The following is a 24,527-nucleotide window of genomic DNA, read 5'->3' on the forward strand; positions in this document are numbered from 1 at the left end:
ACTTAGTAGTTACGGGTATCAATGCCCCATAATAATTTATTCCTTAACGTGTTTAAGTAAGTTTCATTGTTAAGGCGGATAAGATTTACGCAAAAATCTGCCTTTTTTATGCTAATTTTTACTGATCGTTCTACAGTTACGGTTCGGCTATCGCACGAAACCAAAAATTTAGATTCCCTGGCTTCTACCTCAAAAGAGAGCTTATTGTCATCGGGCAAAATCACCGGTCGCACGTTTAGGTTATGCGGTGCAATAGGGGTAATTACAAAGTTTTCAGAATCGGGGTAAATAATCGGGCCGCCGCAGCTTAATGAGTATGCTGTAGAGCCCGTTGGGGTAGCAATAATTAATCCATCAGCCCAATAAGAATTGATAAACTCATCGTTCATGGATGCATGGATAATCATCATTGCCGAATTATCGCGACGGTGAATGGTAATATCGTTGAGTGCAAAATTTTCTTCGCCAAATAAACCATTATCAGATTCCAAGGTTAAAAGTGAACGCGAATCTAGGGTATATTCTTTATTGATCAGGGCTTTAAGTGCCGATGCGATTTCGTTTTTATTGATACTGGCCAGGAAACCCAGGCGACCAAAATTGATCCCGATTACCGGTATGCCCGAATTGCGGATTAACGATAAGGTATCGAGTAAGGTACCATCTCCGCCTAAACTCAGCAATACATCGGCAAGCTCCTTTAATTCGGTATGATTATGAAAAATAACGGTATTTGCCGGTAATTTAATTTTACCATGAAGCGATGTTTTAAATTTAGAATATAAAACCGGCTGAATATGATGTTCGGCTAAATGATTAAAAACCTCTTGTACATAGGGCAAGACCGTATCATTAAAATCTCTGCCGTAAATTGCAATCCTCATAAAGCAGGTTTATACATTTAAATAGTTCATGAAAGAATCGTAACGCTCCTGCGATCCATCATCAATCTGGGTGTTATTGTATACCTCTTTAACCAGATAATCATATCTTTCGAAAGAGGCTACCAATGAAGTAATTTCTGTTTTGTTTACTTTGAGCGTTACTTCTAAACGTGTAGAATCTTCGAAAGAATTCACATAAGAAGAGAGCACCTGTGCATTATCGGCTTCAACAATTTGTGCAATATGTGCGAGCGAATTATCGCGGTTACTAATCTCTAACACGATGATTCCGCCAGGTTCATTTACGGCATACTGTTCGGCCACAGCATTAACCATGTTATTGATCGAAATTAAACCCACATAATTTTTCTGTTGATCTAAAACAGGAACAGCTGTCAGTTTTAGCTGACTCAATAACCTGATTACATCATAAGTATGTACATTGCTCAACACGAAAACATTAAGCATGTTTACAGCGCTATCGCTTAAAAGGGTCTCGTGATTATCAATATTTAGCAAATCATCTTCAGAAACCAAACCCAATAAGGTGACCTCGTTAACAACCGGCAAATGCTTTAGTTTAAAATCGTTCATACGATCTAAAGCTTTTTGCACCGTGTCAGCGGTCCTTAACGATGGGATTGCATCTGATATGATTTCTGCTGCAAACATTTATTTTAACAATATTCTATCTAAAAATTTCTCTAAAAATGCATTAAATATTTGCGGGTGCTCCATCATCGGCGCATGCCCACATTTATCAACCCAGTTTAATTCCGAATTCGGCAATAACTCATGAAATTCCTCTGCCACTTCTGGTGGTGTAACCTTATCGTTTTTACCCCATATTAAGGAAACCGGTATGGTAATTTTCGATAATTCTTTAGCCATATTGTGGCGGATGGCCGATTTTGCCATGGTTAAAATCCTGATCACCCTGGATCTGTCGTTCACGGTTTTAAAAACATCATCAACGAGTTCTTTGGTTGCCGTTGCCGGATCGTAAAAAGTAAATTCTACTTTTTCTTTAATGTAATCGTAACTCTCTCTGCGTGGGAAAGATCCTCCAAAAGCATTTTCATATAAACCAGAGCTACCGGTAAGTACCAGGGCTTTAACAAACTCCTGATGGGCAACTGTAAATACTAAACCTACGTGGCCACCAAGCGAGTTGCCTACAAGCACTACCTGGTTTAAATTTTTATATTTTAAAAAGCGATGAAGATATCTCGACAATGCTTTTACGCCCAATGTTAAAATAGGCAAATCGTAAATGGGTAAAATTGGAATAATTACACGATAGCGATCTTTAAACTGTTCGATAACCAGTTCCCAATTGCTTAGTTCGCCCATTAGGCCATGTAGCAATACCAGTGTCTCGCCTGTTCCAGCTTCGATGTATTTAAATCCGTCTTCTTCTATTATCGGGTAAGTCATATATATTCTAGGTGGTATTGTGCTACTAAGTTAATAGAGTAAAATTAAATTTATGCATTTATATGCCATTTTTCTGAAATAAAATCGAAAACGGTATAAAAACGTCATTTGCATTGCGTAGAGCGATAAGCGGCCTGCGATTATTAAGCTTCTGCCTTACGCCTTTATGCCCTCTACCTCAATTAAGCCAGTTTTTCTTTAACAATCTCCGCAATTAATTTACCATCAGCTTTACCTGCAAGTTCCTTATTTGCCATGCCCATTACCTTCCCCATATCCTTAACCGATGTAGCACCAGATTGTTTGATTACAGCTTCGATAATTGCAGCAACTTCTGCCCTATCTAACTGTTTTGGCAAAAATTGGTTAATCACTTCAATTTCTTCTTCTTCCACCTGATACAAATCTTCGCGATTTTGTTGCTTGTAAATATCAGCAGATTCGCGGCGTTGTTTAATCAGTTTCTGAAGGATTTTAAGTTCAGTCTCTTCTGTAATTTCTTCTGAAGATCCTTTTTCTGTTTTAGCTAAAAGTAAAGCAGCTTTTATAGCTCTTAAACCTCTTAACTGTGCATTGTTTTTAGCCAACATGGCTTTTTTTATTTCCTGATCTATTGTGTTTGAAATCATTTTTTTATTGCTTAATCGGTTAATTGTTATCAGGTTAATCGGTTAACTGTTTTAATCGGTAATTGCAGGATTGCTGAATGGTTAACTGCAAATTGCCAACCGAAAACTTTATACTCTATTTATAATCGTTGCGGTAGCCTGTGCGGTTGGCATAATCAACATATCGTTAATGTTAACATGTTTAGGCCTGCTTACTACATACCAAATGGCATCGGCAATATCATCGGCAATTAGGGGTTCCAGGTTTTCGTATACCTTTTTCGCCCGGTCTTCATCTCCTTTAAAGCGCACCACCGAAAATTCGGTTTCTACCATACCCGGATTAATTTCGGTTACTTTTATGCCGTGGGGCAGCAAATCGATACGCATACCTTTGCTCAAAGCATCAACAGCATGTTTACTCGCACAATATACGTTTCCATTTGGATAAACTTCTTTTCCGGCAATAGAACCAATGTTAATAATATGGCCTGATTGGTTTGGTATCATCCAGTTGGAAACAATTTTGGTTACATAAAGCAAACCTTTTACATTGGTATCAATCATGGTGTCCCAATCGTTTGTATCGCCTTTATCAATCGGATCTAAACCCTGGCTCAGGCCTGCATTGTTAATCAAAACATCAACCTTTTTCCACTCCGCAGGTAAAACTTCCAGAGTAGCGGCAAGACTTTCTTTATCGCGAACATCGGCAAAAACCTGTTTAATGGTAATGGCGTATTTATCTTCTAAGTGATGGGCAATTTTAGCCAACCGATCTTCTCTGCGGGCCAATAATATGAGATTGTAACCTTGCTGGGCAAATGTATGTGCACAAGCTTCGCCAATACCAGAAGTTGCGCCTGTAATTAATGCGATTTTAGACATTTTTATGAATTTTAAGTCTCGGTATATCCTTTAAGATAACATCTTTGATTTACCTACTCCAACAAAGGTAAGTTTTTTTGGATTGCAGGACTATTGAAAAATCAAACTGAATGTTAATTGACGTAATTTCAACTTATCTATCGGATTAGCGTAAACCGTATTATCGTGCTGAAGCAAATCGCTGGTTGAATACGACAGTTTTATTTCGGGCGACATTTTGAAATACTCGAAATAAATATCGAAACCAATACCTGTTTCATACGACAGGTAATTTCTTTTATTTTTTAAAAACTTATTTACGGGTGTTTCTCCTTCATCGAAGGTTTTCTTTTTCGAAGCTATATCTATCGAATATTTAGCACCGCCTAACCAATAGGCCCTAAAATTGTTCATCCGGTTCGATTTTACTTTTAAACCTAAGGGAAATTCGAACATTGTGGCCTGCACTTTTCTTTCTACCACGGATTGAAAGTTTTTCGTCTGGCCGTTCCCTACGTTAATCGGCGCCATGGGTTCGTATTCGTAAGTGACTACCCTGTCGCTAAAAATAAGAGAGGGCGTTGCCCTGATATCAAAGTTATCGGAGATCATTCTGTTCATCACAAAACCTAGCCCAAAACCTTGAGACGGTGCACTAGAAATGGCATTTAATGTTGACGTAACCGGAATACCCGAATTTGGATCATAAGAAGGATCAAGCGAATTTGGCACCTCATAAAAAGGCGATCGCCAGTTTTGCTTTTTAAGGATTTTGTATTCGGCCGAGATGTACTGGAAATTAAAACCAAAACTCCAATCTTCATCGTCTATTCCACCACCCCAATTTTGAGCAAAGGCGGTTGTAGAAACTATAAAAAGTGAAAGAATGAGGCTTAATTTTCTGATCATTTGGTTCCTACATATATCGAACTTATTCCAAACGTTAAAATTCTTTGTTTGGTACTTTTAAAGCCAACTTTTTCCATCAGGTTGGTAAAATCTTCTCCATCTGGAAAAGCAGCTACCGACTCTGGCAAATAGGTATAGGCCCTGTGGTCTTTAGAAAATAGTTTCCCGAAGAAAGGTGTTACCTGTTTAAAATAAAAACTATACAATTGTTTTACCGGGAAAACCTTCGGTTTCGAAAATTCCAGGATCACCATTTTTCCATTGGGCTTTAATACGCGGTACATATCCGTTAATCCTTTTTCGAGGTTTTCGAAGTTGCGCACACCGTAAGCGCAGGTAATGGCATCAAAAGTATCATTTTCGAAGTGCAGGCCTTCAGAATCGCCTACCTGAACGGTAAAAACTTCGTTTAAACTACGTTCGTTAATTTTCTTTTTGGCTACTTCTAACATGCCTTCAGAAATGTCAACACCAATTACCTTTTCGGGATGAAGTTTTTTAATGGCTTCGAAAGCAAAATCGCCGGTTCCTGTTGCTACATCAAGCAAGGTTCGCGGGTGGATGGAAACCAGTTCTTTAATCGCTTTCTTGCGCCATAATACATCAATGCCTAAAGAAAGAAAATGGTTTAAAAAATCGTAAGTGCCGGAAATGTTGTTAAACATGGTTGCAACCTGCTCTTTTTTAGTTGCATCTTCTACTTGGTATGGGGTGATATTCTGATTCATGATATGGAGCAAAGATAGAGAAAAGTCGGGAGTCTTTAGGCCGGAGTCCGAAGTCTTTGATGCAAAGTATTCACCATAGTGTCAAAAATCAGATTTAAAAAAATTATCAAATTGTACTTCAGCCTTCCGACTTCGGACTTCGGACTCAAAACCCTACCTTTGCACTATGATTATCAAAACGGCAACATTTGTTTGCAGCAACACCCAGATTTCGGCACTACCGGTACCAACTATGCCCGAATATGCATTTATTGGCCGCTCTAACGTGGGTAAATCTTCATTAATCAATATGTTGGTTAATCAACATGGATTGGCTAAAACCTCTCAGCGTCCGGGGAAAACACAATTAATTAACCACTTTCTGATAAACGAGAAATGGTATATTGTCGATTTACCGGGTTATGGTTATGCCAAGGTTTCTAAAACGAGCAGAGAGAAATGGGAGAAATTTATCCGCGCTTATATCACCAAAAGAGAAAGTTTACAATGTGTTTTTGTTTTGATAGACAGCCGTTTGGAGCCACAGGGAATTGATATTGAATTTTGTTATTGGTTAGGCGAAAAACAGATCCCGTTTTCGTTAATTTTTACCAAAGCTGATAAACAAGGTATGACCACCACCCAGAAAAATGTAGCCGCCTTTAAGAAAAAATTAGGTGAATTTTTCGAGGAGATCCCGGCCACCTTTATCACTTCTGCAGAAAAAGGAAACGGAAAAGATGATGTTTTAAATTTCATCTATGAGGTAAATAAAGATTTTGTTGTTCCGACAGATTATAAGAAGTTTTAACCAGTTTTCAGTTCGCAGTACACAATTTTCAGTTTAACAATAAAAAATATGTGTAATCATCTTTTAAATAAATGAAAAAATACTTTTCACTCGTATTATTCGCCCACTCTGTTTTTGCGTTACCATTTGCCATGATTGGGTTCTTTTTGGGTGTAACCACAACAGAAAATCCATTTTCCTGGTATAAACTGATTTTGGTTCTGCTTTGTATGGTTTTTGCCAGAAACTCAGCTATGGCTTTTAACCGTTATCTCGATAGAAATATTGATGCCAAAAATCCACGCACCAAAATGCGCGATATCCCTGCGGGTAAAGTTTCGGCAAATGAGGCCTTGATTTTCGTTATTGCCAATTGTGTGCTTTTCGCCATTACCACCTATTTCATTAACCCCCTTTGTTTCTATTTATCGCCGGTGGCTTTATTTGTGGTATTATTTTATAGTTATACCAAGCGTTTCACGGCACTTTGTCATTTGGTATTAGGCCTGGGTTTAGCGCTCGCTCCTATTGGCGCATATATTGCCGTAACCGGACATTTTGCATTGGTTCCTGTATTATACTCTTTAACCGTACTGTTCTGGGTAAGTGGCTTCGATATTATTTACGCCCTGCAGGACGAAGCATTTGACCGTGAAGAAAAATTACATTCGATCCCATCGGCACTTGGCATTAAAAATGCTTTGAATGTTTCGGTGCTGTTGCATATACTCTCTGCCACCTGTGTTATTTTGCCTGTGTTTTTTACATCCTTCAGCTGGGTTTATTACGTAGGTATTGTGTTTTTCTGTTCGATGTTGATTTATCAGCACTTACTGGTAAAACCAAATGATATCAGCAAAGTAAACAGGGCATTTCAAACCTTAAATGGTTATGCGTCGGTTGTATTTGCAATATGCTTTTTAATAGATGCGTATTTAAGACATAAATAAAAAATGAGCGAATGCGTGAATGGGCAACATTCTCTCATTCTATCATTCAATAATTATAAAAACATGATTATAACTAAGAAACCCAGAACATATATCCCACAGGAACTAAGCATTACCTGGGAAAATTTAGAACCACTTTTTACCGAACTTCAAAACCGCGAAATAAACAGCGCGGCTGATTTAGAACACTGGTTAAAAGACCGTTCGGAGCTTGAAGCGGCCTTAGAAGAAGATTTTGCCTGGAGATATATTAAAATGAGCTGTGATACCGCAAATGAAGAACTGGTTAAAAACTTTCAATATTTCGCGACTGAAATAGAGCCAAAAATTTCTCCATTAGCGAACGAACTGAACAAAAAATTTGTCGAAAGTCCTTTTATGGATGATTTGGACAAAGAAAAATATTTCGTTTACAGTCGTGCGATTAAAAAAGCATTGGAGCTTTACCGCGATGAAAATATTGAGCTGTTTACCGAATTACAGGTGAAACAACAAAAATACCAAAGCACCACAGGTGCCATGAGTGTTGAGCTAAACGGCCAGGAATATACTTTGGAGCAAGCCTCAATCTTTATCAAGGATTTAAACCGTGAGGTACGCGAAAATGCCTGGAAAACCATCCAGCAACGCCGTTTAATTGATAAAGATGACTTAAATATCCTGTTTGATGAGTTAATTAAACTGCGGAATCAGGTTGCCTTAAATGCAGGTTTTGAGAACTACCGTGATTACATGTTCCAGGCATTGGGCCGTTTTGATTATACCCCACAAGACTGTTACGATTTTGCCAATGCCATCGAGAAAGAGATTGTTCCGATTTTAAAAGAACAGGCCGAAAAACGCCGTGAAGCTTTAGGGCTGGACGTATTAAAACCCTGGGATTTAGAGGTGAGCATTAGTGGCAAACCAGCTTTAAAACCTTTTAACAATGGTGAAGAACTAATTGATAAAAGTATTGCGTGTTTTAATGCCATTGATGAAAAATTAGGTTCAAAACTGGCCACCATGAAAGCCAATAAACTTTTTGATGTAGAAAGCAGAAAAGGTAAGGCACCGGGTGGTTACAACTATCCTTTGGCCGAAACCGGGGCTCCATTTATCTTCATGAACTCGGCAAATTCGTTGCGCGATTTAACCACAATGGTTCACGAAGGAGGTCATGCGATTCATACTTTTTTAACCGCAAATTTAGAGTTAAACGACTTTAAACACTGTCCATCTGAAGTAGCCGAGCTCGCATCGATGAGTATGGAATTAATATCAATGGATAAGTGGGATGTTTATTTCGACAATGAAGAAGATTTAAACCGTGCTAAAAAAGAACAGTTGGCAGATGTGTTAAAAACATTGCCATGGGTTGCCGTAATTGATCAGTTTCAACACTGGATTTACACCAATCCTAACCATACTGCAGCTGATCGCGAGGAAACTTTTAAGCAGATTTTTAACCGTTTTGGCGCTGGTTTTGCCGATTGGACAGATTTAGAACAACAATTTGGAAATGGCTGGCAAAAACAACTTCATCTATTTGAGGTTCCTTTTTATTATATCGAATATGCAATTGCCCAGTTAGGTGCCATTGCAGTTTGGAAAAACTATAAAGAAAATCCAGAAAAAGCTTTAGAACAATATTTAGCAGCACTTGCTTTAGGCTATACCAAACCGATGAACGAAATATATGAAACTGCCGGAATCAAATTTGATTTCAGTGCAGAGTATGTGAAAGAGTTGGCCAATTTTGTGAAGACAGAACTGGAAAAACTGGGATGAGGAAAGGTAGAAGGATTGAAGGTGGAGGGTTGAAGGTTTTCCCATCCTAGTAAAATATATCAGAGGTCGTGGTATTTTGCCACGACTTTTTTATTTGTTATAATTTATCAACTGGCCACTCAACTGGCCTTAGTACTTTTTTTGCCACGGAAACACTGAGGACACGGAAACTAAGTAAAACAACAGTCACCACTTACCTTACCTTTTCGGTAATCAAAACCTATGTTTTATCTGCAGTACCCCAACTGAATAGACCTGATGGAAGTGAAAATCCCTTTTGGGCACTGGATACCTTGTTTTTACCAAAAATCCCCAAAAGGATTGTAACGTACAGTAGGACAGAACCCCACCTATGAAATGCAGATACTGCTCTTCAAAAAACATACATCTCCAATTTCCACTACCTACGCTTCATCTTTTTTCTTTATCCTAAGAATAATAAACATCACCAGTACCGATAACAGGATCATGATCAGGTAACTGTAGCTGAGGTTTCGCTCATCTTTAGCCGGAATCAGATTTACAATGCCATAACTCAGAAAAGAAACAATTACGTAGGTAATTCCACCTGTTAATCCACCTGCAATGCCAGCGTTTTTCGGGAATTTGCTCAAACAAAATGTAAAGTAGTTGTTAAAGGTAAAGCCTGCTCCTACGTGGATTAAAAAGGCAAAGAAAATTAACGACCAGAGGTTTGAAACAAAATTTAAGCTTATGATCATCAGCACAACAAAAGCAACCTGAAACAACGAGTTAATCATTAATCTTTTAAAAAAGGGCTTGTTAATGGTGGCCTTACCGATAAAGCCGCCAACCATCCAGGCAAAACCTAAAAACAGCGAACTATAACCGGCAATAACCGGTGAGAAATTTAAATGATGCTCAATAATAAACGGACCGGTCATGTTGTAAACCATCACCATACAGTAGGCTAAACCCAGCATAACGATACCCAATGTAAAACTGGTGGTTTTAATCATTTCAACATAAATCTTTGTAATTTTTTTCAGTTGAAAATCGGTAAAGTGTTTTAAGGTTTCGCCACTAAACAACAGTTCTAACAGGGCAAAAACAAGCGCAAAACCAGCCAGAAAATAGAAATTAGATTCCCAGCCAAATACCGTTTGAAGGTAACCACCTATAAAAGGTGCAACAATTGGTCCGGTAGACCAGATGATGGAAAACAAACTCAGGTAATGTTTTAACTGATCGCCCTCGAAAAGATCGACAAAATATGCTCTTTTTGCCACCACAATTGCACCTACAGTAAGCCCATGGATGATGCGCATTAAATAAATTAGGTAAATGTTATGGGTTGTGGCAATAACGATACTTGCTGCTGCGAAAATTAATAAGGCGTACAGGCAGATCTTGTACCTGCCAAAGCTATCGAGCACGCTCCCGATAAAAAGTTGCGAAACGCCATAGCTAATTAAAAAGATACTTAAGGTGAGCTGAACCTGAACACTGCTTACCTGCATTTCGCCAGCCATTGTTGGTAACGAAGGGATGTAAATATCGGTAGCAAAACCCGATAATGGAATTAAGGCAAAGGCCAGTAAAGTAGCCAAACCCTGGTGACGCTCTTTAATGTATTTTATTTGTGCGGTATCTGCAATCATATTGGTACTGTAATGGTATAAATATTCAAATCAAACATCCATTTAAGTGTCCTTATTTATCTGTTTGATTAATGACAGCAAAATTAGGGCTTTCGCTTAGCGTAAAATTATGCGAATCAAACAAAGGATTATTCAAGCCAAATAATTACAAATTTTTACTTTAATCTAATAAATGACGCTTTATTCGACGGTATTTGCGCCAAAAAGCTGTGTATTGAAAATTATATCCTGCTTTAAACGTTTTTAACCAAACTTTTTATAAGTTTGAAGAAACAAGCAAACAAAAGATGTTCGAAAAGCTATTCAGAAAGAAATCCATTTCCAAGATATTACAAGATGCGGCAAAAGGCTATGGCGACCATGAAAATACATTACATAAAACACTAGGCGTACGTGATTTAACAGCTTTTGGAATTGCAGCGATTATTGGAGCAGGAATTTTTAGTACGATTGGTAAAGCAAGTGCTGATGGTGGCCCGGCAGTAATCTTTTTGTTTATTTTTACAGCAGTAGCCTGTAGTTTTGCGGCCTTTGCTTACGCCGAGTTTGCTTCGATGGTACCTGTTTCTGGTAGCGCTTACACCTATTCTTATGTAGCTTTCGGCGAATTGGTAGCCTGGATTATCGGATGGTCGCTCATCATGGAATATTCAATCGGTAATATTACGGTAGCCATATCCTGGTCTGATTACTTTACCGGACTACTCTCCACCATCAAAATACCTCCCCTCGGGATAGAGGGCATCCATGTACCCGACTGGATGACAATGGATTACCTCAGCGCCTATAACGGCCACAAACACGCGGAAGCGCTTTTGGCTGCCGGCAAAAACCTGGCAGACTTAGATTCGGCGACAGCCTTAGCCAATAATGCATGGCTTACTGCCCCAAAAATTGGCAGTTTTCACCTCGTTGCAGATATTCCTGCCTTAGGCATTATTATTTTAATTACCTGGTTAATTTATCGCGGCATGAAAGAAAGCCGCAACGCCAGCAACGCCATGGTAGTGGTTAAACTTGCGGTAATTCTTTTGGTATTAGCGGTAGGTATATTTTATGTAGACACCAAAAACTGGGATCCATTTGCTCCGAACGGTGTTTCCGGGGTTTTAAAAGGTGTTTCAGCAGTGTTTTTTGCTTATATCGGTTTCGATGCCATTTCTACAACGGCCGAAGAATGTAAAAATCCACAGCGCGATTTACCCCGCGGAATGATGTGGGCAATTATTATTTGTACCATCCTTTATGTGGCTATTGCACTGGTTTTAACCGGTATTGTTAAATCGGATACTTTAGCCGTTGGCGATCCGCTAGCATTCGTTTTTGATCAGATTAACTTGAAATTAATGAGTGGTATTATTGCAGTAAGTGCAGTATTTGCCATGGCCAGTGTACTTTTGGTTTTCCAAATGGGTCAGCCCCGTATCTGGATGAGCATGAGCAGAGATGGCTTATTGCCAAAATCTTTTTCGAAAATCCATCCAAAATATAAAACACCCTCATTTGCGACGATTGTGGTTGGCTTTGTAGTGGCTGTACCATCATTATTTATGAACCTGACCATCGTTACGGATCTGTGTTCTATCGGAACATTATTCGCTTTCGTACTGGTTTGTGCAGGGGTTTTGGTATTGCAGAACAGACCTGATGTTCAACGTGGAAAATTCAAAATACCTTATGTAAACAGTAAGTTTATTATTCCTGTTATTTTAATTGCGACCATCATTTTTGCATTCACAAAGTATGGAAAAGAAACCAAAGCATTCTTTTTCAATTCGCCTAAAACAATCCAAACGGTAACTTTTGTTACTTCTTTAAGTGGCGATGAACTGAAAATAGTTAAGGAGGAAATTGTTAAAAATGCGGCTCCTCAAATTATTTTAGCAGAAAAAGTAGATGCAGAATCTTATTTAAGTGCATTACCGGCTGATCGTTACGAACAATTTATTTCAGCATCAAAAGTACCAGTAGAAAAGAAATACGAAAGTGGCTGGGGTTTATTTAAACACAAAATCCCAATGTGGATTTTCCTGATCATCTGCGTAATCATTACCTACTACTGCATCACCAAAAACCTGTCGTTAATCCCTGTTCTAGGATTAATCAGCTGTTTGTACATGATGTGCGAACTGGGCATTTCAAACTGGATCGGTTTCGGTATCTGGTTAGTGGTTGGACTTGTGGTTTATTTTGCCTATGGTTACAGACATAGTAAACTGGCAAAAATTGAAAGTTAATATCTATCGGTCGGTGTCTCACCGACCGAAACAAATTTCATAGCAACTACTATCATTTTTTGTATCTTGTGTTTAAATTATCCCTGCAACTTAGATACTAAACAATGCATATCTTCCATAAAAGACAGGGACAAATGGATTATAACTATCCATATTTCTACACAGATACCATCTGCAACTTTGCACATTTATTAAATGATGATAACTTAAAATTGATCATCATAAATTCGCTGAAATTTTTAGTTAATCAAAAACTTATTGAAGTATATGGTTATGTGATTATGCCCAACCACATCCATTTAATCTGGAATATGTTGAAATTAAACGGAAAGGAAGCTCCTGCAGCCAGCTTTACAAAATTTACAGCACACGAGTTCAGAAAGCACCTGTTAGTTAATAATCCTACAATATTGAAACAATACAGTTCTGAAAAGAATGATAGAGTTTTTCAATTCTGGAAAAGAGATCCATTGGCTATCCCTTTGAGTAAGGAAAACATTTTGATACAGAAACTAGATTACATACATGATAATCCGATTAAAGAAAAATGGAATTTGTGTACATATCCGGACGATTATAAATGGAGTAGCGCAAATTTTTACGAAACAGGGATTGATGAATTCGGGATTCTTACACATTTCAGAGATTAGATGTTTCGGTCGGTGAGACACCGACCGATAGCTTTCGGGTAAACCCCTGAAACAAGTCCAGAATGACGATTGAAGCCTGATGCATCAAGTTGATCTGATAGTTAGTATTCCATTTATAAAACAAAATTCCCCTTTCCGTAACAGAAAGAGGAATTATTTATTTCTTCTTTATAAAAGCCAGTGCTGTAATCATCACAAGGCCTAATCCAGAGGCAATCATATAATTATTGGCATGATCAAGATGGTATAACTTAGCTACAGGCCCGGCTATAAACAAACTCATTGCCAATATTAGAATCGCGGTCCTCATTAATTAAACCGGTAATCTATTCAATTCAATATCATCTGGCGTAACGAAAATCAATGGAACTTTCTCTACATCAACATAACTGCTATCCAAACCAAAACTCCGCTCTTCTGATAAACTTAATTTTTTAAGGATAAAGTAGTAATCCATAATCTGTCTCTCGTAGAAACTGAGTTTAGTAAACTTAGATAAATGTTTTTCTAAAAGAACAAACCTGAAATCGCCTGCAATTTTATGCTTGTTTAACGAAGTATACTGACTGGTAATATCGATCTCTCCGTTTTTCACTAACTCTTCAACCACTTTACGGTACAATAAATTCACCCGTTGCTCAATCCTGAAACCTAATCTAAAATCAATCCTGATTAGCTTGCCAGGAATTAAAAATTCGACTTTATAATCTAAGGTATACGGCTCGTCCATTACATCAACATGCACCAACCAGTACACATCAGCACGTTTTGGTTCCTTTTGTATAATAGAATAAATAATTTTCGATTCGATCTCCGTTTTAAAGTTCGCACTCGTTAAATAAACCAGTTGAGAAGAGTATTTCGGTACGGATTCGTCACCGCTGAGTTCAGTTAAAATCTCATAATAATCTTCAATTTCGACATATTTAACAAAGCGGTTTTTGATTTTCCGGGCTACAAACCAACTCCACATCACCGTGAACAATAACGAACCGATCAATACCGTTACCCAACCTCCATGTAAGAATTTGGTTAAATTACTTATCAAAAATGTTCCTTCAATAATTACATAGGTAAAAAAGAATATAGCGACTAAATATTTCGGGAAACGTTTACTTCTCAAATAAAAACTCACCAGAATGGTGGTCATTAACATGGCTATGGTGATTGATAAACCATAGGCCGCATCCATTTTCTCGGCTTTTTGAAACAACAGTACAATACCACAGCAACCAATCCACAACATCCAGTTAATCGAGGGAACGTATAACTGGCCCTTAGAAACTGATGGATAAACGATTTTAATTTTAGGCCAAAGGTTTAAACGTACTGCCTCCGCAATTAAGGTAAAGGAGCCACTTATTAAAGCCTGACTGGCAATTACTGCCGCCATCGTCGCCAGTATCACCATTGGAATTTGAAACTGATCGGGAACGATCTGAAAAAATGGATTCATTTTAGCACCAGGAACATAATTCCCGCTGTTCTGCAAAATCCAGACGCCTTGTCCTAAATAATTTAGAATAAGGGTTAATTTCACAAAAATCCAGCTGGTTCTGATGTTGTTTCTACCGCAGTGACCCAAGTCAGAATATAAAGCCTCTGCCCCTGTTGTACATAAAAATACGCCACCCAGAATTAAAAACGCCAGTTTGTTGGTAACCAGTAAATGAATGGCATAGTAAGGATTAAATGCCTTTAGGATAGTGAAATCTTTAATAATAAAAGACACCCCTAAAACACCCAAAACCGCAAACCAAACAAACATTACCGGACCAAATAGCTTCCCAACCAGGTTGGTTCCGAACTGCTGGATAATAAATAAGATGGTTAAAATGGTTAACACAATCGGAATAACCGGCACCTCAAACTTACTGGTAAGTCCCTCAATGGCTGATGTTACCGTAATACTGGGGGTAATAATACCATCTGCAAGTAAGGCACAGCCACCTACAACGGCCGGAACGACCAGCCACTTAGCCTTTTTACGCACCAGCGAGAATAAAGAGAAAATACCACCCTCACCTTTATTATCGGCTCTTAGGGTAATAATAACATACTTAATGGTGGTTTGTAAGGTTAATGTCCAGATGATACATGATAAAACGCCCAGAACATTTGTTGGATTGATATCCTGCTTTCCCCCTAAAATGGTTGTAAAAATTGCATTTAAGGTATATAGAGGTGATGTACCAATGTCACCGAACACAATTCCTAAACTAATTAGAACACCGCCGGCGGTTAACGCGTTGACATTTTTATGATTTGACACTTCGTTGATTATTTTAGTGCGGCAAAAGTAAACTAACTATAACAATTTAACAACCAAATTATTGTGTATTTTTAACACTATGAAAATTAAATTTTATTGTTAAATTGTGTTAAATTATGGGTTTTAAACAAAATGTTTAATTTCTTTGTTTTAAATTAATACATTTGCTATACCAATTTGATGAAACTCTACACTAAGATAACGTTACTCACAAAACTTGCCTGCACATTGTGCATGGTTTTGCTGTGCAGCGTAAATTCTTGGTCGCAACAAACTGATAGCATTCGCATTAGCTTAAAAAACAGAACAAAAAAAGTAAGCCGGATTCCTGAAATTAAAGCGAATATTACGCCTTACAAACCACTTTATATGACAGTTGGTGGCTCCGGAATGTTCAATGCTTACTCTACAACGCCTAAAAATGCAACGGTTGTAGCGAAAGATAAATTGTTAACCATCGTAAAAATATACCCAAATCCGGTAGAAGATCAGTTAAATATTATTTTATCGATCGGAAAAGATGGTACGCAAACCACAATCAAAATCATCGATTTATTAGGAAATGAAGTGGCAACACTTTCAAACGAGCGTTTAAATGCCGGTGAGCAAACCAAAAGCTTCGTCATCCCTAACCGAATTAACCCGGGTATTTACTTTTTAAGGGTTATTGCCGGTTCAGAAAGCCAGGTAAAACGGATCTCAGTTTTATAACACCATTTTCTTTTCTATTTTTGATTGATGTGGATTTAATTCCCCTCTATTTTATCATATTTCATATTCTTAAGAATGAAGATCATCGCCATTGGCCGAAATTATGCCGAACATGCAAAAGAACTGAATAACCCGGTTCCAACCACACCCGTAATTTTCCTGAAACCTGATACCGCTGTTTTAAAAGATAATAAACCTTTTTACCTGCCCGATTTTTCTGATGATGTTCACTACGAACTGGAAGTGGTGTTAAAAATCTGCAAGGAAGGAAAACATATTGCCGAAAAATTTGCTGCCAATTATTACGATGAAGTAGGCCTGGGAATCGATTTCACCGCACGCGATATCCAGAGCAAACACAAAGAGAAGGGATTACCCTGGGAGCTGGCCAAAGCTTTTGATAACTCTGCCCCTATTAGTATTTTTTTACCTAAAAGTGATTTCGAAGATCTTTACAACCTAAATTTCGAGTTAAAGATAAATGGTGAGCGCCGTCAGGTTGGCCATACTAAAGATTTGTTATTCTCGTTCGAGAAGATAATCAGCTTTGTTTCTCAATATATTACTTTAAAAAAAGGCGATTTAATTTTTACGGGAACACCGCAGGGTGTCGGAAAAATAAATAAAGGAGATAAATTGGAAGCCTGGTTAGAAGGAAAGCAACTTTTAAATTTTGATGTAAAGTAACGAATGATTAAAAACCCGATCCAGTACAAGTTAAAATTTTCCGTTTCAATTTGCCTTTTATTTGTTTCAACCCTTGTTCAGGCACAACAGATTTTCACTACAAATAAATACCCGATTACAGATTTCAGACAACCTTTAGACATAGCCCCTCCTGCCCTTGCTGGTTCTTTTGGAGAAATCAGGGGCAATCACTTCCATTCCGGAATTGATTTCAGGACCAATCAGCGCGAAGGTTATCCTGTTTATGCCGTTGCGGATGGATACATTTCGAGATTAAGGGTACAGAATAGTGGCTTCGGACAAGCGCTGTACATCAATCATCCTAATGGTTTTACCACAGTTTACGGGCACTTACAGCGTTTCGCCCCAAAAATTGCCACAATTGTTAAAAATCTTGAGTATGAAAAGAAATCGTTTGAGATTGATGAATTCCCCGATGCAACCTTAATTCCGGTACACAAAGGCGAGATTATCGCCTGGTCTGGTAACCGTGGTAGCTCAGGCGGTCCGCATTTACATTTCGAAATCAGAGATACCAAAACGGAAGAAACCATAAATCCACAGTTTTTCGGGATTATTATTCCTGATAACATTCCGCCTGTTATTCATGGTTTGTATGTATACCGTTTAAATGGCAAAACCTTTAACGAAAATACACCTAAACAAGCCATTGGTATTAGCGGCGCAAATGGCAGTTATAAAACCACAGCACCCATTAGCTTAACTGGCGAGGTGGGTTTCGGCATTGTAGTAACCGATCGGCATAATGGCTTATCCGGTACCAATGGCGTATATTCCATTCAGTTAGAAGTAGATGGCAAAAAAATATATACTTCTGCCCTTGAACGTTTTGCGTTCGAAGATAGTAAAGCCATTAATTCACATATCGATTATCCTACCTACGTAAATACCAAAAGAAGTATCCAGAAAAGTTTTGTTGCGCCGGGTAATCCTTTGAAAATTTATAGTGGTTTAGTCAATAGTGGTAGAATTAATTTCAACGATGGTGCCACACATCAGCTCCGTTACATCATTACCGATTCGAAAGGAAATTCATCTGTTTTGCCTTTCACGGTAAATGCGGGTTTAGCACCGATAGCAAAAGCAAGTGTTCCTGCAGGCATCATTTACCCATATAATAAGGTGAATGAATTTAATACCGACGATATCAAGGTCGTTTTCCCTCAGGGAACATTGTACAGCGATTTAAACTTCACTTATAAAAAACTTCCTAAACCAGCTGGTAATGCCTGGTCGGCACTGCACCAGATCCATAATCGATATACGCCATTACACATTGGTTTCGATATTTCGATTAAGGCTGATGATCTTCCGGAGAACTTAAGAAGCAAAGCTTTGATTGTAAACTCAAATGGCTCATCGCAAGGCGGATTTTTCGAAAATGGCTTTGTTAAAGCTACACCAAAAAACTTTGGCAGCTTTTATATTGCCACCGATACCATTGCACCACGGATAGTACCCGTAAATATTGCTGAAGGAAAAAGCATGGCAGGTTTATCTAAAATATTTTTCAGGATCAGCGATAACCTGTCTGGAATAAAAAGTTTTAACGGATATATTGATGGCAAGTGGGCATTGATGGAATTCGATACTAAAACAGCAACACTGTGGCACAGTTTCGACGAAAGAACAGCTTCCGGAAAACACACACTGGAGCTGGTAGTAGCAGACATGAAAGAGAATACCCGGAAATATACGGTAACATTTTTCAGATAGGGAAAGGATTGTGAATTTTTTACGGATTTCATAATCAAATTGCATGTTTTGAACCAAGAAATGTCATCTTTTAACATATATCCAACAGTATAATAGCTTAAACTGTTTAAATTGCACAGCGGTTAACAATAACGATTAACCGATTCAAACAGTTAACCGATTAACCAATAATTATGGCAGAGTTAAAAGAAGGTGATCAGGCACCGGCAATTACATCAAAAGATCAAAACGGCACTGAAGTTTCGTTAAGCGATTATAAAGGCAAAACAGTTGTGCTTTACTTTTATCCGAAAGACGATACACCTGGTTGTACCGCCGAAGCTTGCGATTTCAGGGATAACTATCAGGGTTTACAGGCCAAAGGCATTGTTGTTTTAGGCGTAAGTGTTGATGACGAAAAATCGCACCAGAAATTTGTAACCAAACACAATCTACCATTTACCCTCCTGGCCGATACCGATCAGAAAATTGTAAATGACTATGGCGTTTGGGCAGAAAAAAACATGTATGGCAAAAAATACATGGGCACGGTTCGCACCACTTTCATTATAGATGGTGATGGAAAAATTACGCATATCATCAAAAAGGTTGACACAAAAAACTCAACACAACAAGTACTCGATTTAATCAATAACTAATTATGATATAGCGGGTAAAATATTACCTTTGCTATGTAACAACAACCTCTTATTTTAATGAAACATACAATTAAAGAGCTAGAAGATATTGCCTCTCAAATCAGAAGAGATATCGTAAGAATGGTTCACGGATGTCAATCTGGTCACCCAGGCGCTTCGCTTGGATGTGCAGATTTTTTTACCGCTTTATATTTTGAAGTATTGAACCACAAAACAGATTTCACTATGGAAGGCGCTGGCGAAGATTTATTCTTCCTTTCGAACGGACATATTTCTCCGGTTTGGTACAGTACATTGGCTCATGCCGGTTATTTCGATAAAAGCGAACTGGCAACTTTCCGTAAACTAGATTCCAGATTACAAGGTCACCCAACTACCCACGAACATTTACCAGGTATCCGCATTGCTTCGGGTTCATTAGGCCAGGGTTTATCAGTAGCCATTGGCGCTGCATTGGCTAAAAGGTTAAATGGCGATAAATCTTACATTTTTGCCTTATTGGGTGATGGAGAATTACAGGAAGGCCAAAACTGGGAAGCAGCTATGTTTGCTCCTTTCAATAAAGTAGATCATTTAATTGCATCTGTTGATTATAACGGACAACAAATTGATGGTCCTACCAGTAAAGTTCTTGCCTTAGACGATTTACAAGCTAAATTCGAAGCTTTCGGATGGCACGTCATTAATACCGACGGTAACGATATGCAAGCCATTGTTGAAGGCTTACATTATGCTAAAACACTAACCGGAAAAGGTAAACCAATCTTAAATTTAATGAGTACGCAGATGGGTGCTGGTGTAGATTATATGATGGGTACACACAAATGGCATGGTACTGCGCCTAATGATGAACAGTTAGCTGCAGCTTTAGCACAATTACCAGAAACTTTAGGGGATTACTAGCCCCCCTTACCCCCTGAAGGGGGCGTAAATAACTTTTAATTTTAACTACAAATAAAGCCCCTTTAGGGGTTTGGGGTATGAAAACCTGCGAAGCAAGCTTGAACACCTTTAAATAAAAATATAAGCTCGTGAAAAAATATACATATACAGAAAAAAAAGATACACGTTCGGGTTTTGGCGCTGGCTTACATGAGGCTGGAAAGAAAAACGAAAATGTGGTTGCCTTATGTGCCGATTTAGTTGGATCGCTTAAAATGGATGCTTTTATTAAAGATTTTCCTGAGCGTTTTACACAGGTTGGTATTGCAGAAGCAAACATGATCGGTATTGCAGCAGGTATGACCATTGGTGGTAAAATCCCTTTTACAGGTACTTTTGCCAACTTTTCTACAGGCCGTGTTTACGATCAGATCCGTCAATCGGTAGCTTATTCTAACAAAAACGTTAAAATCTGCGCATCTCATGCTGGTTTAACCTTAGGTGAGGATGGTGCAACACACCAGATTTTAGAAGATATCGGCTTAATGAAAATGTTGCCAGGAATGGTGGTGATTAATCCTTGCGATTACAACCAAACCAAAGCCGCAACCATGGCTATTGCAGAATATGAAGGTCCGGTTTATTTACGTTTTGGCCGTCCGGTAATCCCTGTATTTACAGATCCTGATCAAAAATTCGAGATCGGTAAAGCATGGATGGTTAATGAAGGAACAGATGTAACCATTATTGCTACAGGCCATATGGTTTGGAAAGCAATCGAAGCTGGTGAGAAATTAGCTGAATTGGGTATCGATGCTGAAATTATTAATATCCACACCATTAAACCTTTGGATGACGAAGCGATCTTAAAATCAGTAAAGAAAACCGGTTGCGTGGTTACCTGCGAAGAGCATAATAAATTTGGTGGCTTAGGCGAAAGCGTAGCCCGTTTATTAACAACCGAATTGCCAACTCCACAAGAGTTTGTAGCCACTAACGATACTTTTGGCGAAAGCGGAACACCAGATCAATTAATGTCTAAATATGGCTTAGATGCTGTAAACATTGTTGAGGCTGTTCAAAAGGTAATTGGCAGAAAAAAATAGATTTGGGACATAGATGTGAGATTTGAGACGTTGTGTCTAAGCGAATCTCACGTCTCATATCTCGCATCTCATCTAAAAAAATAATGAAACAAGTTGAAGATTCAGAAATTCTTGCCATGTTTGCGGTCGAGCGCACGCGTAATGAAGCCTTTAACCTGTTGTTGAAAAAATATCAGCAAAAAATATACTGGCACATCCGCAGGTTGGTTTTAAACCATGATGATTGTGACGATCTTTTGCAGGAGGTATTTGTTAAGGTTTGGAAAAACCTCGATAAATTTAGGAGCGATTCTCAACTTTATACCTGGATTTACCGTATCGCGACCAACGAATCCATCACTTTCTTAAATAAGCAAAAGCAGCGCAACAATACGCCTTTAGATGAGGTATCGTCAGAACTCGCCGATAATTTGGTGGCATCATCTTATTTCAACGGCGATAAACTAGAGCTTAAACTGCAAAAAGCAATCCTTAGCTTACCTGAAAAACAACGGATTATCTTCAACATGAAATATTTTGATGATATGAAATATGAAGAAATTTCGGAAGTTTTAGGCACCTCAGTAGGCGCTTTAAAAGCATCATTTCACATCGCGGCGAAAAAAATTGAAGCTTTTATTACAAATGATGAAATAGACTATTAAACCTTTTCACTTTAATTGTATCATATATCTGTGATGAACGAAAATATAGAAAATAACGATTGGATGAACGAAGCTCCTGCACTTGCGGCAATGGGGAAACGCAATCCATTCGCCGTTCCTGATGGATATTTCGAAAATTGTGATGAGGCTATTTTTTCTGCTGTCTTTTTAGATGGATTGAAACAGAAAACCAGTGATAATAATTTTGAAGTTCCGCAGCATTATTTTGAAGATTTAACGGAACGGATACAAACCAGAATTGCCCTGTCTGAAATACCTAAGGCAGAACAGGCCTTTGCTGTGCCCGAAAATTATTTCGATACGCTGCAGGGTAGAATTGCCGATAGGATTGCAGCAGCGGAGCCTAAAAAGGAAGCTAAAGTTATTCCTTTATGGAGACGCAACATTGTTAAATATGCAAGTGCCGCCTGTTTCTTATTAATGGCTTCATTTGGCGTTTATTTTTACCAGAACGGCTCAACTTCTACCGTTCAGCAGGTACAATCTGCAGAAGCAATAAATGAGCAACTATTGTACGATATTGATGAAAGTACAATTATCGATCATTTAGAGGCGCAAAATACCACATCATCTAATATAAAAACTACTTCTGCGTCAGATACAGAAATGGAAAACTACATCTTGAGTAATTTCTCGTCAAGTGATTTATCTCAGGAATTAAATAATTAATGAAAATGAAAAATTTACTTTTTGTTGCTTTAATGTTTCTATTGCCCACTACACTTTTGGCACAAAGGCCTAAGGGAGAAGAAATAGAATCACTTAAAATAGCTTTTTTCACTCAAAAATTAGACTTATCACCAGAAGAGGCTAAGATTTTCTGGCCGATTTATAACGATATGCAGGCAGAACAAAATGCCCTGCGTAAAGAACGCATGCAGAAAATGATCTCTTTCAGAAAAACGACTGAAATAGATAACCTTACGGATGCACAGGTGCAGAGTTTAATTACCAGCGAATTCGATTTTAAACAAAAGGACCTTAATCTCGATAAAAAATATTACAACAAACTTAAAGCGGTATTGCCGATAAAAGTGGTAGGCAAGTTTTACCGGGCACAGGAAGGTTTTAAACGCGAGTTACTCAATAGATTTAAAGGCGGCCAAAAGCAATAAAGAAAAAGACTTACAGCAATGTAGGTCTTTTTTGTTTTAAAGCACTCTTTCATTTCCGTACTTTTGTGCCATGCTTACCCAACGTCAGTTGTTTTTACAACACAATGCACAAACCTCTCCAGAGCCGCTTATGCTCGAATTTGTAAGGGCAAAAGGAATCTATATTTACGATGCCCGGAACAAAAAACACATCGATCTTATTGCCGGTATCGGCGTAAGTAATGTTGGCCATTGCCATCCAGCGGTAGTGAAGGCCATTCAGGAGCAGGCAGAAACCTATATGCACCTGATGGTTTATGGCGAATACGTGCAAACACCTCAGGTAAATTTCGCCAAGGCCCTTGCCGATATTTTGCCCGAAAGCTTAAGCTGCACCTATTTTTTAAATTCAGGAACTGAGGCTGTAGAAGGTGCCATGAAACTGGCCAAACGTTACACTGGCCGCAAAGGATTTATTGCCTGTAAAAATGCTTACCATGGTAGTACCCAAGGGGCTGAAAGTTTAATGGAAAGCGATTTCTATTCTTCTGGATATGGCCCTTTCCTGCCTCATGTAAGTTTTATTGAGCATAATAACCTTGCTGATCTCGAAAAAATAACCACCGAAATTGCTGCTGTTTTTATCGAACCTATACAAGGAGAAGCTGGAATAAGAGTTTCCAATTTAAGCTATATGCAAGCATTGCGGGCTAAATGCACCGAAACCGGAACTTTGTTAATCTTCGACGAAATACAATCAGGCTTTGGCCGCAGCGGTAAAATGTTTGCTTTCGAGCATTACAATGTTGTACCTGATGTGCTGCTCCTGGCAAAAGGAATTGGTGGTGGAATGCCCATAGGGGCGTTTATCAGTTCGCTGGAGATCATGTCGGTATTATCGCATACACCAATTTTGGGTCACATGACAACTTTTGGGGGTCACCCGGTTTGTTGCGCTGCCGGATTGGCTACTTTACGTACCCTGGTTGATAATCACATTGTTGATGAAGTAGAAGAAAAAGGGCAATTGTTTAAACAGCTCCTTCAACATCCTGCTATTAAAGAAATCCGCGGCAAAGGCTTAATGCTGGCCGTTGAGTTTGAAAATTTCGAGATCAATAAAAAAATCATCGATGCCTGTATCTTAGACGGCGTATTGTCAGACTGGTTTTTACATTGCAGCAATTCAATGCGCATCGCCCCTCCTTTAATTATTACCAAAGAAGAAATTGCAGAAGCTTGCACAATCATTCTTAAAAATGTAAATTCAGTTTTCGGTTCCCAGTGAGCAATTTTCAGTTTAC

Annotated in this window: 25 protein-coding genes; 15 read left to right on the forward strand and 10 right to left on the reverse strand. The window is 38.4% G+C overall.

All coding sequences use genetic code 11. The features are described from left to right. Positions 1 to 2 precede the first annotated feature (2 nt). From AC04QZ_RS22865 to ubiE, 7 genes are all read right to left on the reverse strand, one after another. Positions 3 to 884: an NAD kinase gene (locus tag AC04QZ_RS22865; RefSeq protein ID WP_086547443.1), complete on the reverse strand. Its 882-nt coding sequence runs from the start codon at positions 882 to 884 to the stop codon at positions 3 to 5. A 9-nt stretch (positions 885 to 893) separates the two neighbouring features. Further along, positions 894 to 1,556, reverse strand: coding sequence for a CBS domain-containing protein (locus tag AC04QZ_RS22870; protein WP_478359601.1), 663 nt, complete (start codon positions 1,554 to 1,556; stop codon positions 894 to 896). Beyond that, positions 1,557 to 2,321, reverse strand: a complete 765-nt coding sequence (locus AC04QZ_RS22875; protein ID WP_086547445.1) for an alpha/beta fold hydrolase — start codon at positions 2,319 to 2,321, stop codon at positions 1,557 to 1,559. Positions 2,322 to 2,503: 182 nt separating this feature from the next. Next, positions 2,504 to 2,950 carry a GatB/YqeY domain-containing protein gene (locus tag AC04QZ_RS22880; RefSeq protein ID WP_086547446.1) on the reverse strand — a complete coding sequence of 149 codons (447 nt, stop codon included), beginning with the start codon at positions 2,948 to 2,950 and terminating at the stop codon, positions 2,504 to 2,506. Positions 2,951 to 3,058: 108 nt separating this feature from the next. Then, on the reverse strand, positions 3,059 to 3,817 hold the full coding sequence (locus AC04QZ_RS22885; RefSeq protein WP_478359602.1) for an SDR family oxidoreductase: 759 nt from the start codon (positions 3,815 to 3,817) through the stop codon (positions 3,059 to 3,061). A 90-nt stretch (positions 3,818 to 3,907) separates the two neighbouring features. Further along, a complete protein-coding gene (gene porT / locus AC04QZ_RS22890) occupies positions 3,908 to 4,705 on the reverse strand; it encodes a type IX secretion/gliding motility protein PorT/SprT (RefSeq protein ID WP_478359603.1) in 798 nt (265 codons plus the stop codon). After that, complete coding sequence (ubiE, locus tag AC04QZ_RS22895; RefSeq protein WP_215131244.1) at positions 4,702 to 5,433, reverse strand: bifunctional demethylmenaquinone methyltransferase/2-methoxy-6-polyprenyl-1,4-benzoquinol methylase UbiE; 732 nt, start codon at positions 5,431 to 5,433, stop codon at positions 4,702 to 4,704. The genes porT and ubiE overlap by 4 nt, the downstream gene beginning before the upstream one ends. 166 nt (positions 5,434 to 5,599) lie before the next feature. Between ubiE and yihA the strand changes: the two genes are divergently transcribed. The 3 genes from yihA to AC04QZ_RS22910 all read left to right on the forward strand — a co-directional run bounded on the left by yihA (position 5,600) and on the right by AC04QZ_RS22910 (position 8,922). Beyond that, a complete protein-coding gene (yihA, locus tag AC04QZ_RS22900; protein WP_086547449.1) occupies positions 5,600 to 6,223 on the forward strand; it encodes a ribosome biogenesis GTP-binding protein YihA/YsxC in 624 nt (207 codons plus the stop codon). A gap of 71 nt (positions 6,224 to 6,294) precedes the next feature. Further along, complete coding sequence (locus AC04QZ_RS22905; RefSeq protein ID WP_086547450.1) at positions 6,295 to 7,152, forward strand: UbiA-like polyprenyltransferase; 858 nt, start codon at positions 6,295 to 6,297, stop codon at positions 7,150 to 7,152. A 63-nt stretch (positions 7,153 to 7,215) separates the two neighbouring features. After that, complete coding sequence (locus AC04QZ_RS22910) at positions 7,216 to 8,922, forward strand: M3 family oligoendopeptidase (protein ID WP_478359604.1); 1,707 nt, start codon at positions 7,216 to 7,218, stop codon at positions 8,920 to 8,922. A gap of 404 nt (positions 8,923 to 9,326) precedes the next feature. On the opposite strand, the gene AC04QZ_RS22915 is transcribed toward AC04QZ_RS22910, so the two are convergent. After that, positions 9,327 to 10,544 carry an MFS transporter gene (locus AC04QZ_RS22915; protein ID WP_478359605.1) on the reverse strand — a complete coding sequence of 406 codons (1,218 nt, stop codon included), beginning with the start codon at positions 10,542 to 10,544 and terminating at the stop codon, positions 9,327 to 9,329. Positions 10,545 to 10,831: 287 nt separating this feature from the next. On the opposite strand from AC04QZ_RS22915, the gene AC04QZ_RS22920 reads away from it, so the two are divergent. Continuing rightward, the gene (locus AC04QZ_RS22920; protein WP_478359606.1) at positions 10,832 to 12,781 is read left to right on the forward strand and encodes an amino acid permease; all 1,950 of its coding nucleotides are present in this window, start codon (positions 10,832 to 10,834) and stop codon (positions 12,779 to 12,781) included. Between the two features lie 134 nt (positions 12,782 to 12,915). Next, on the forward strand, positions 12,916 to 13,431 hold the full coding sequence (locus tag AC04QZ_RS22925; RefSeq protein WP_478359607.1) for a transposase: 516 nt from the start codon (positions 12,916 to 12,918) through the stop codon (positions 13,429 to 13,431). 157 nt (positions 13,432 to 13,588) lie between these two features. On the opposite strand, the gene AC04QZ_RS22930 is transcribed toward AC04QZ_RS22925, so the two are convergent. After that, positions 13,589 to 13,714 (reverse strand): hypothetical protein, encoded by a 126-nt coding sequence (locus tag AC04QZ_RS22930; RefSeq protein ID WP_478359608.1) that lies wholly within the window; start codon positions 13,712 to 13,714, stop codon positions 13,589 to 13,591. Between the two features lie 30 nt (positions 13,715 to 13,744). Further along, positions 13,745 to 15,703 carry a KUP/HAK/KT family potassium transporter gene (locus AC04QZ_RS22935; protein WP_086547454.1) on the reverse strand — a complete coding sequence of 653 codons (1,959 nt, stop codon included), beginning with the start codon at positions 15,701 to 15,703 and terminating at the stop codon, positions 13,745 to 13,747. A gap of 180 nt (positions 15,704 to 15,883) precedes the next feature. On the opposite strand from AC04QZ_RS22935, the gene AC04QZ_RS22940 reads away from it, so the two are divergent. The 10 genes from AC04QZ_RS22940 (at position 15,884) to AC04QZ_RS22985 (ending at position 24,511) form a co-directional block, all read left to right on the forward strand. Continuing rightward, on the forward strand, positions 15,884 to 16,414 hold the full coding sequence (locus AC04QZ_RS22940; protein ID WP_478359609.1) for a T9SS type A sorting domain-containing protein: 531 nt from the start codon (positions 15,884 to 15,886) through the stop codon (positions 16,412 to 16,414). A gap of 75 nt (positions 16,415 to 16,489) precedes the next feature. Continuing rightward, entirely contained in the window at positions 16,490 to 17,101 is a 612-nt protein-coding gene (locus tag AC04QZ_RS22945; protein ID WP_478359610.1) for a fumarylacetoacetate hydrolase family protein, read from the forward strand. Between the two features lie 3 nt (positions 17,102 to 17,104). Then, entirely contained in the window at positions 17,105 to 18,838 is a 1,734-nt protein-coding gene (locus AC04QZ_RS22950) for a M23 family metallopeptidase (RefSeq protein WP_478359611.1), read from the forward strand. Between the two features lie 173 nt (positions 18,839 to 19,011). After that, positions 19,012 to 19,476: a thioredoxin-dependent thiol peroxidase gene (gene bcp / locus AC04QZ_RS22955; protein WP_086547458.1), complete on the forward strand. Its 465-nt coding sequence runs from the start codon at positions 19,012 to 19,014 to the stop codon at positions 19,474 to 19,476. A gap of 57 nt (positions 19,477 to 19,533) precedes the next feature. Next, the gene (locus AC04QZ_RS22960) at positions 19,534 to 20,379 is read left to right on the forward strand and encodes a transketolase (RefSeq protein ID WP_086547459.1); all 846 of its coding nucleotides are present in this window, start codon (positions 19,534 to 19,536) and stop codon (positions 20,377 to 20,379) included. Positions 20,380 to 20,507: 128 nt separating this feature from the next. Then, positions 20,508 to 21,464, forward strand: coding sequence for a transketolase family protein (locus AC04QZ_RS22965; RefSeq protein ID WP_029274068.1), 957 nt, complete (start codon positions 20,508 to 20,510; stop codon positions 21,462 to 21,464). Between the two features lie 83 nt (positions 21,465 to 21,547). Further along, positions 21,548 to 22,108 (forward strand): RNA polymerase sigma factor, encoded by a 561-nt coding sequence (locus AC04QZ_RS22970; protein WP_478359612.1) that lies wholly within the window; start codon positions 21,548 to 21,550, stop codon positions 22,106 to 22,108. A gap of 33 nt (positions 22,109 to 22,141) precedes the next feature. Then, complete coding sequence (locus tag AC04QZ_RS22975; protein WP_478359613.1) at positions 22,142 to 22,798, forward strand: hypothetical protein; 657 nt, start codon at positions 22,142 to 22,144, stop codon at positions 22,796 to 22,798. A gap of 5 nt (positions 22,799 to 22,803) precedes the next feature. After that, positions 22,804 to 23,244, forward strand: a complete 441-nt coding sequence (locus AC04QZ_RS22980; RefSeq protein ID WP_478359614.1) for a hypothetical protein — start codon at positions 22,804 to 22,806, stop codon at positions 23,242 to 23,244. Positions 23,245 to 23,314: 70 nt separating this feature from the next. Further along, positions 23,315 to 24,511, forward strand: a complete 1,197-nt coding sequence (locus tag AC04QZ_RS22985; protein WP_478359615.1) for an aspartate aminotransferase family protein — start codon at positions 23,315 to 23,317, stop codon at positions 24,509 to 24,511. Positions 24,512 to 24,527: the final 16 nt, after the last annotated feature.

The organism is Pedobacter folensis, assembly GCF_056490665.1.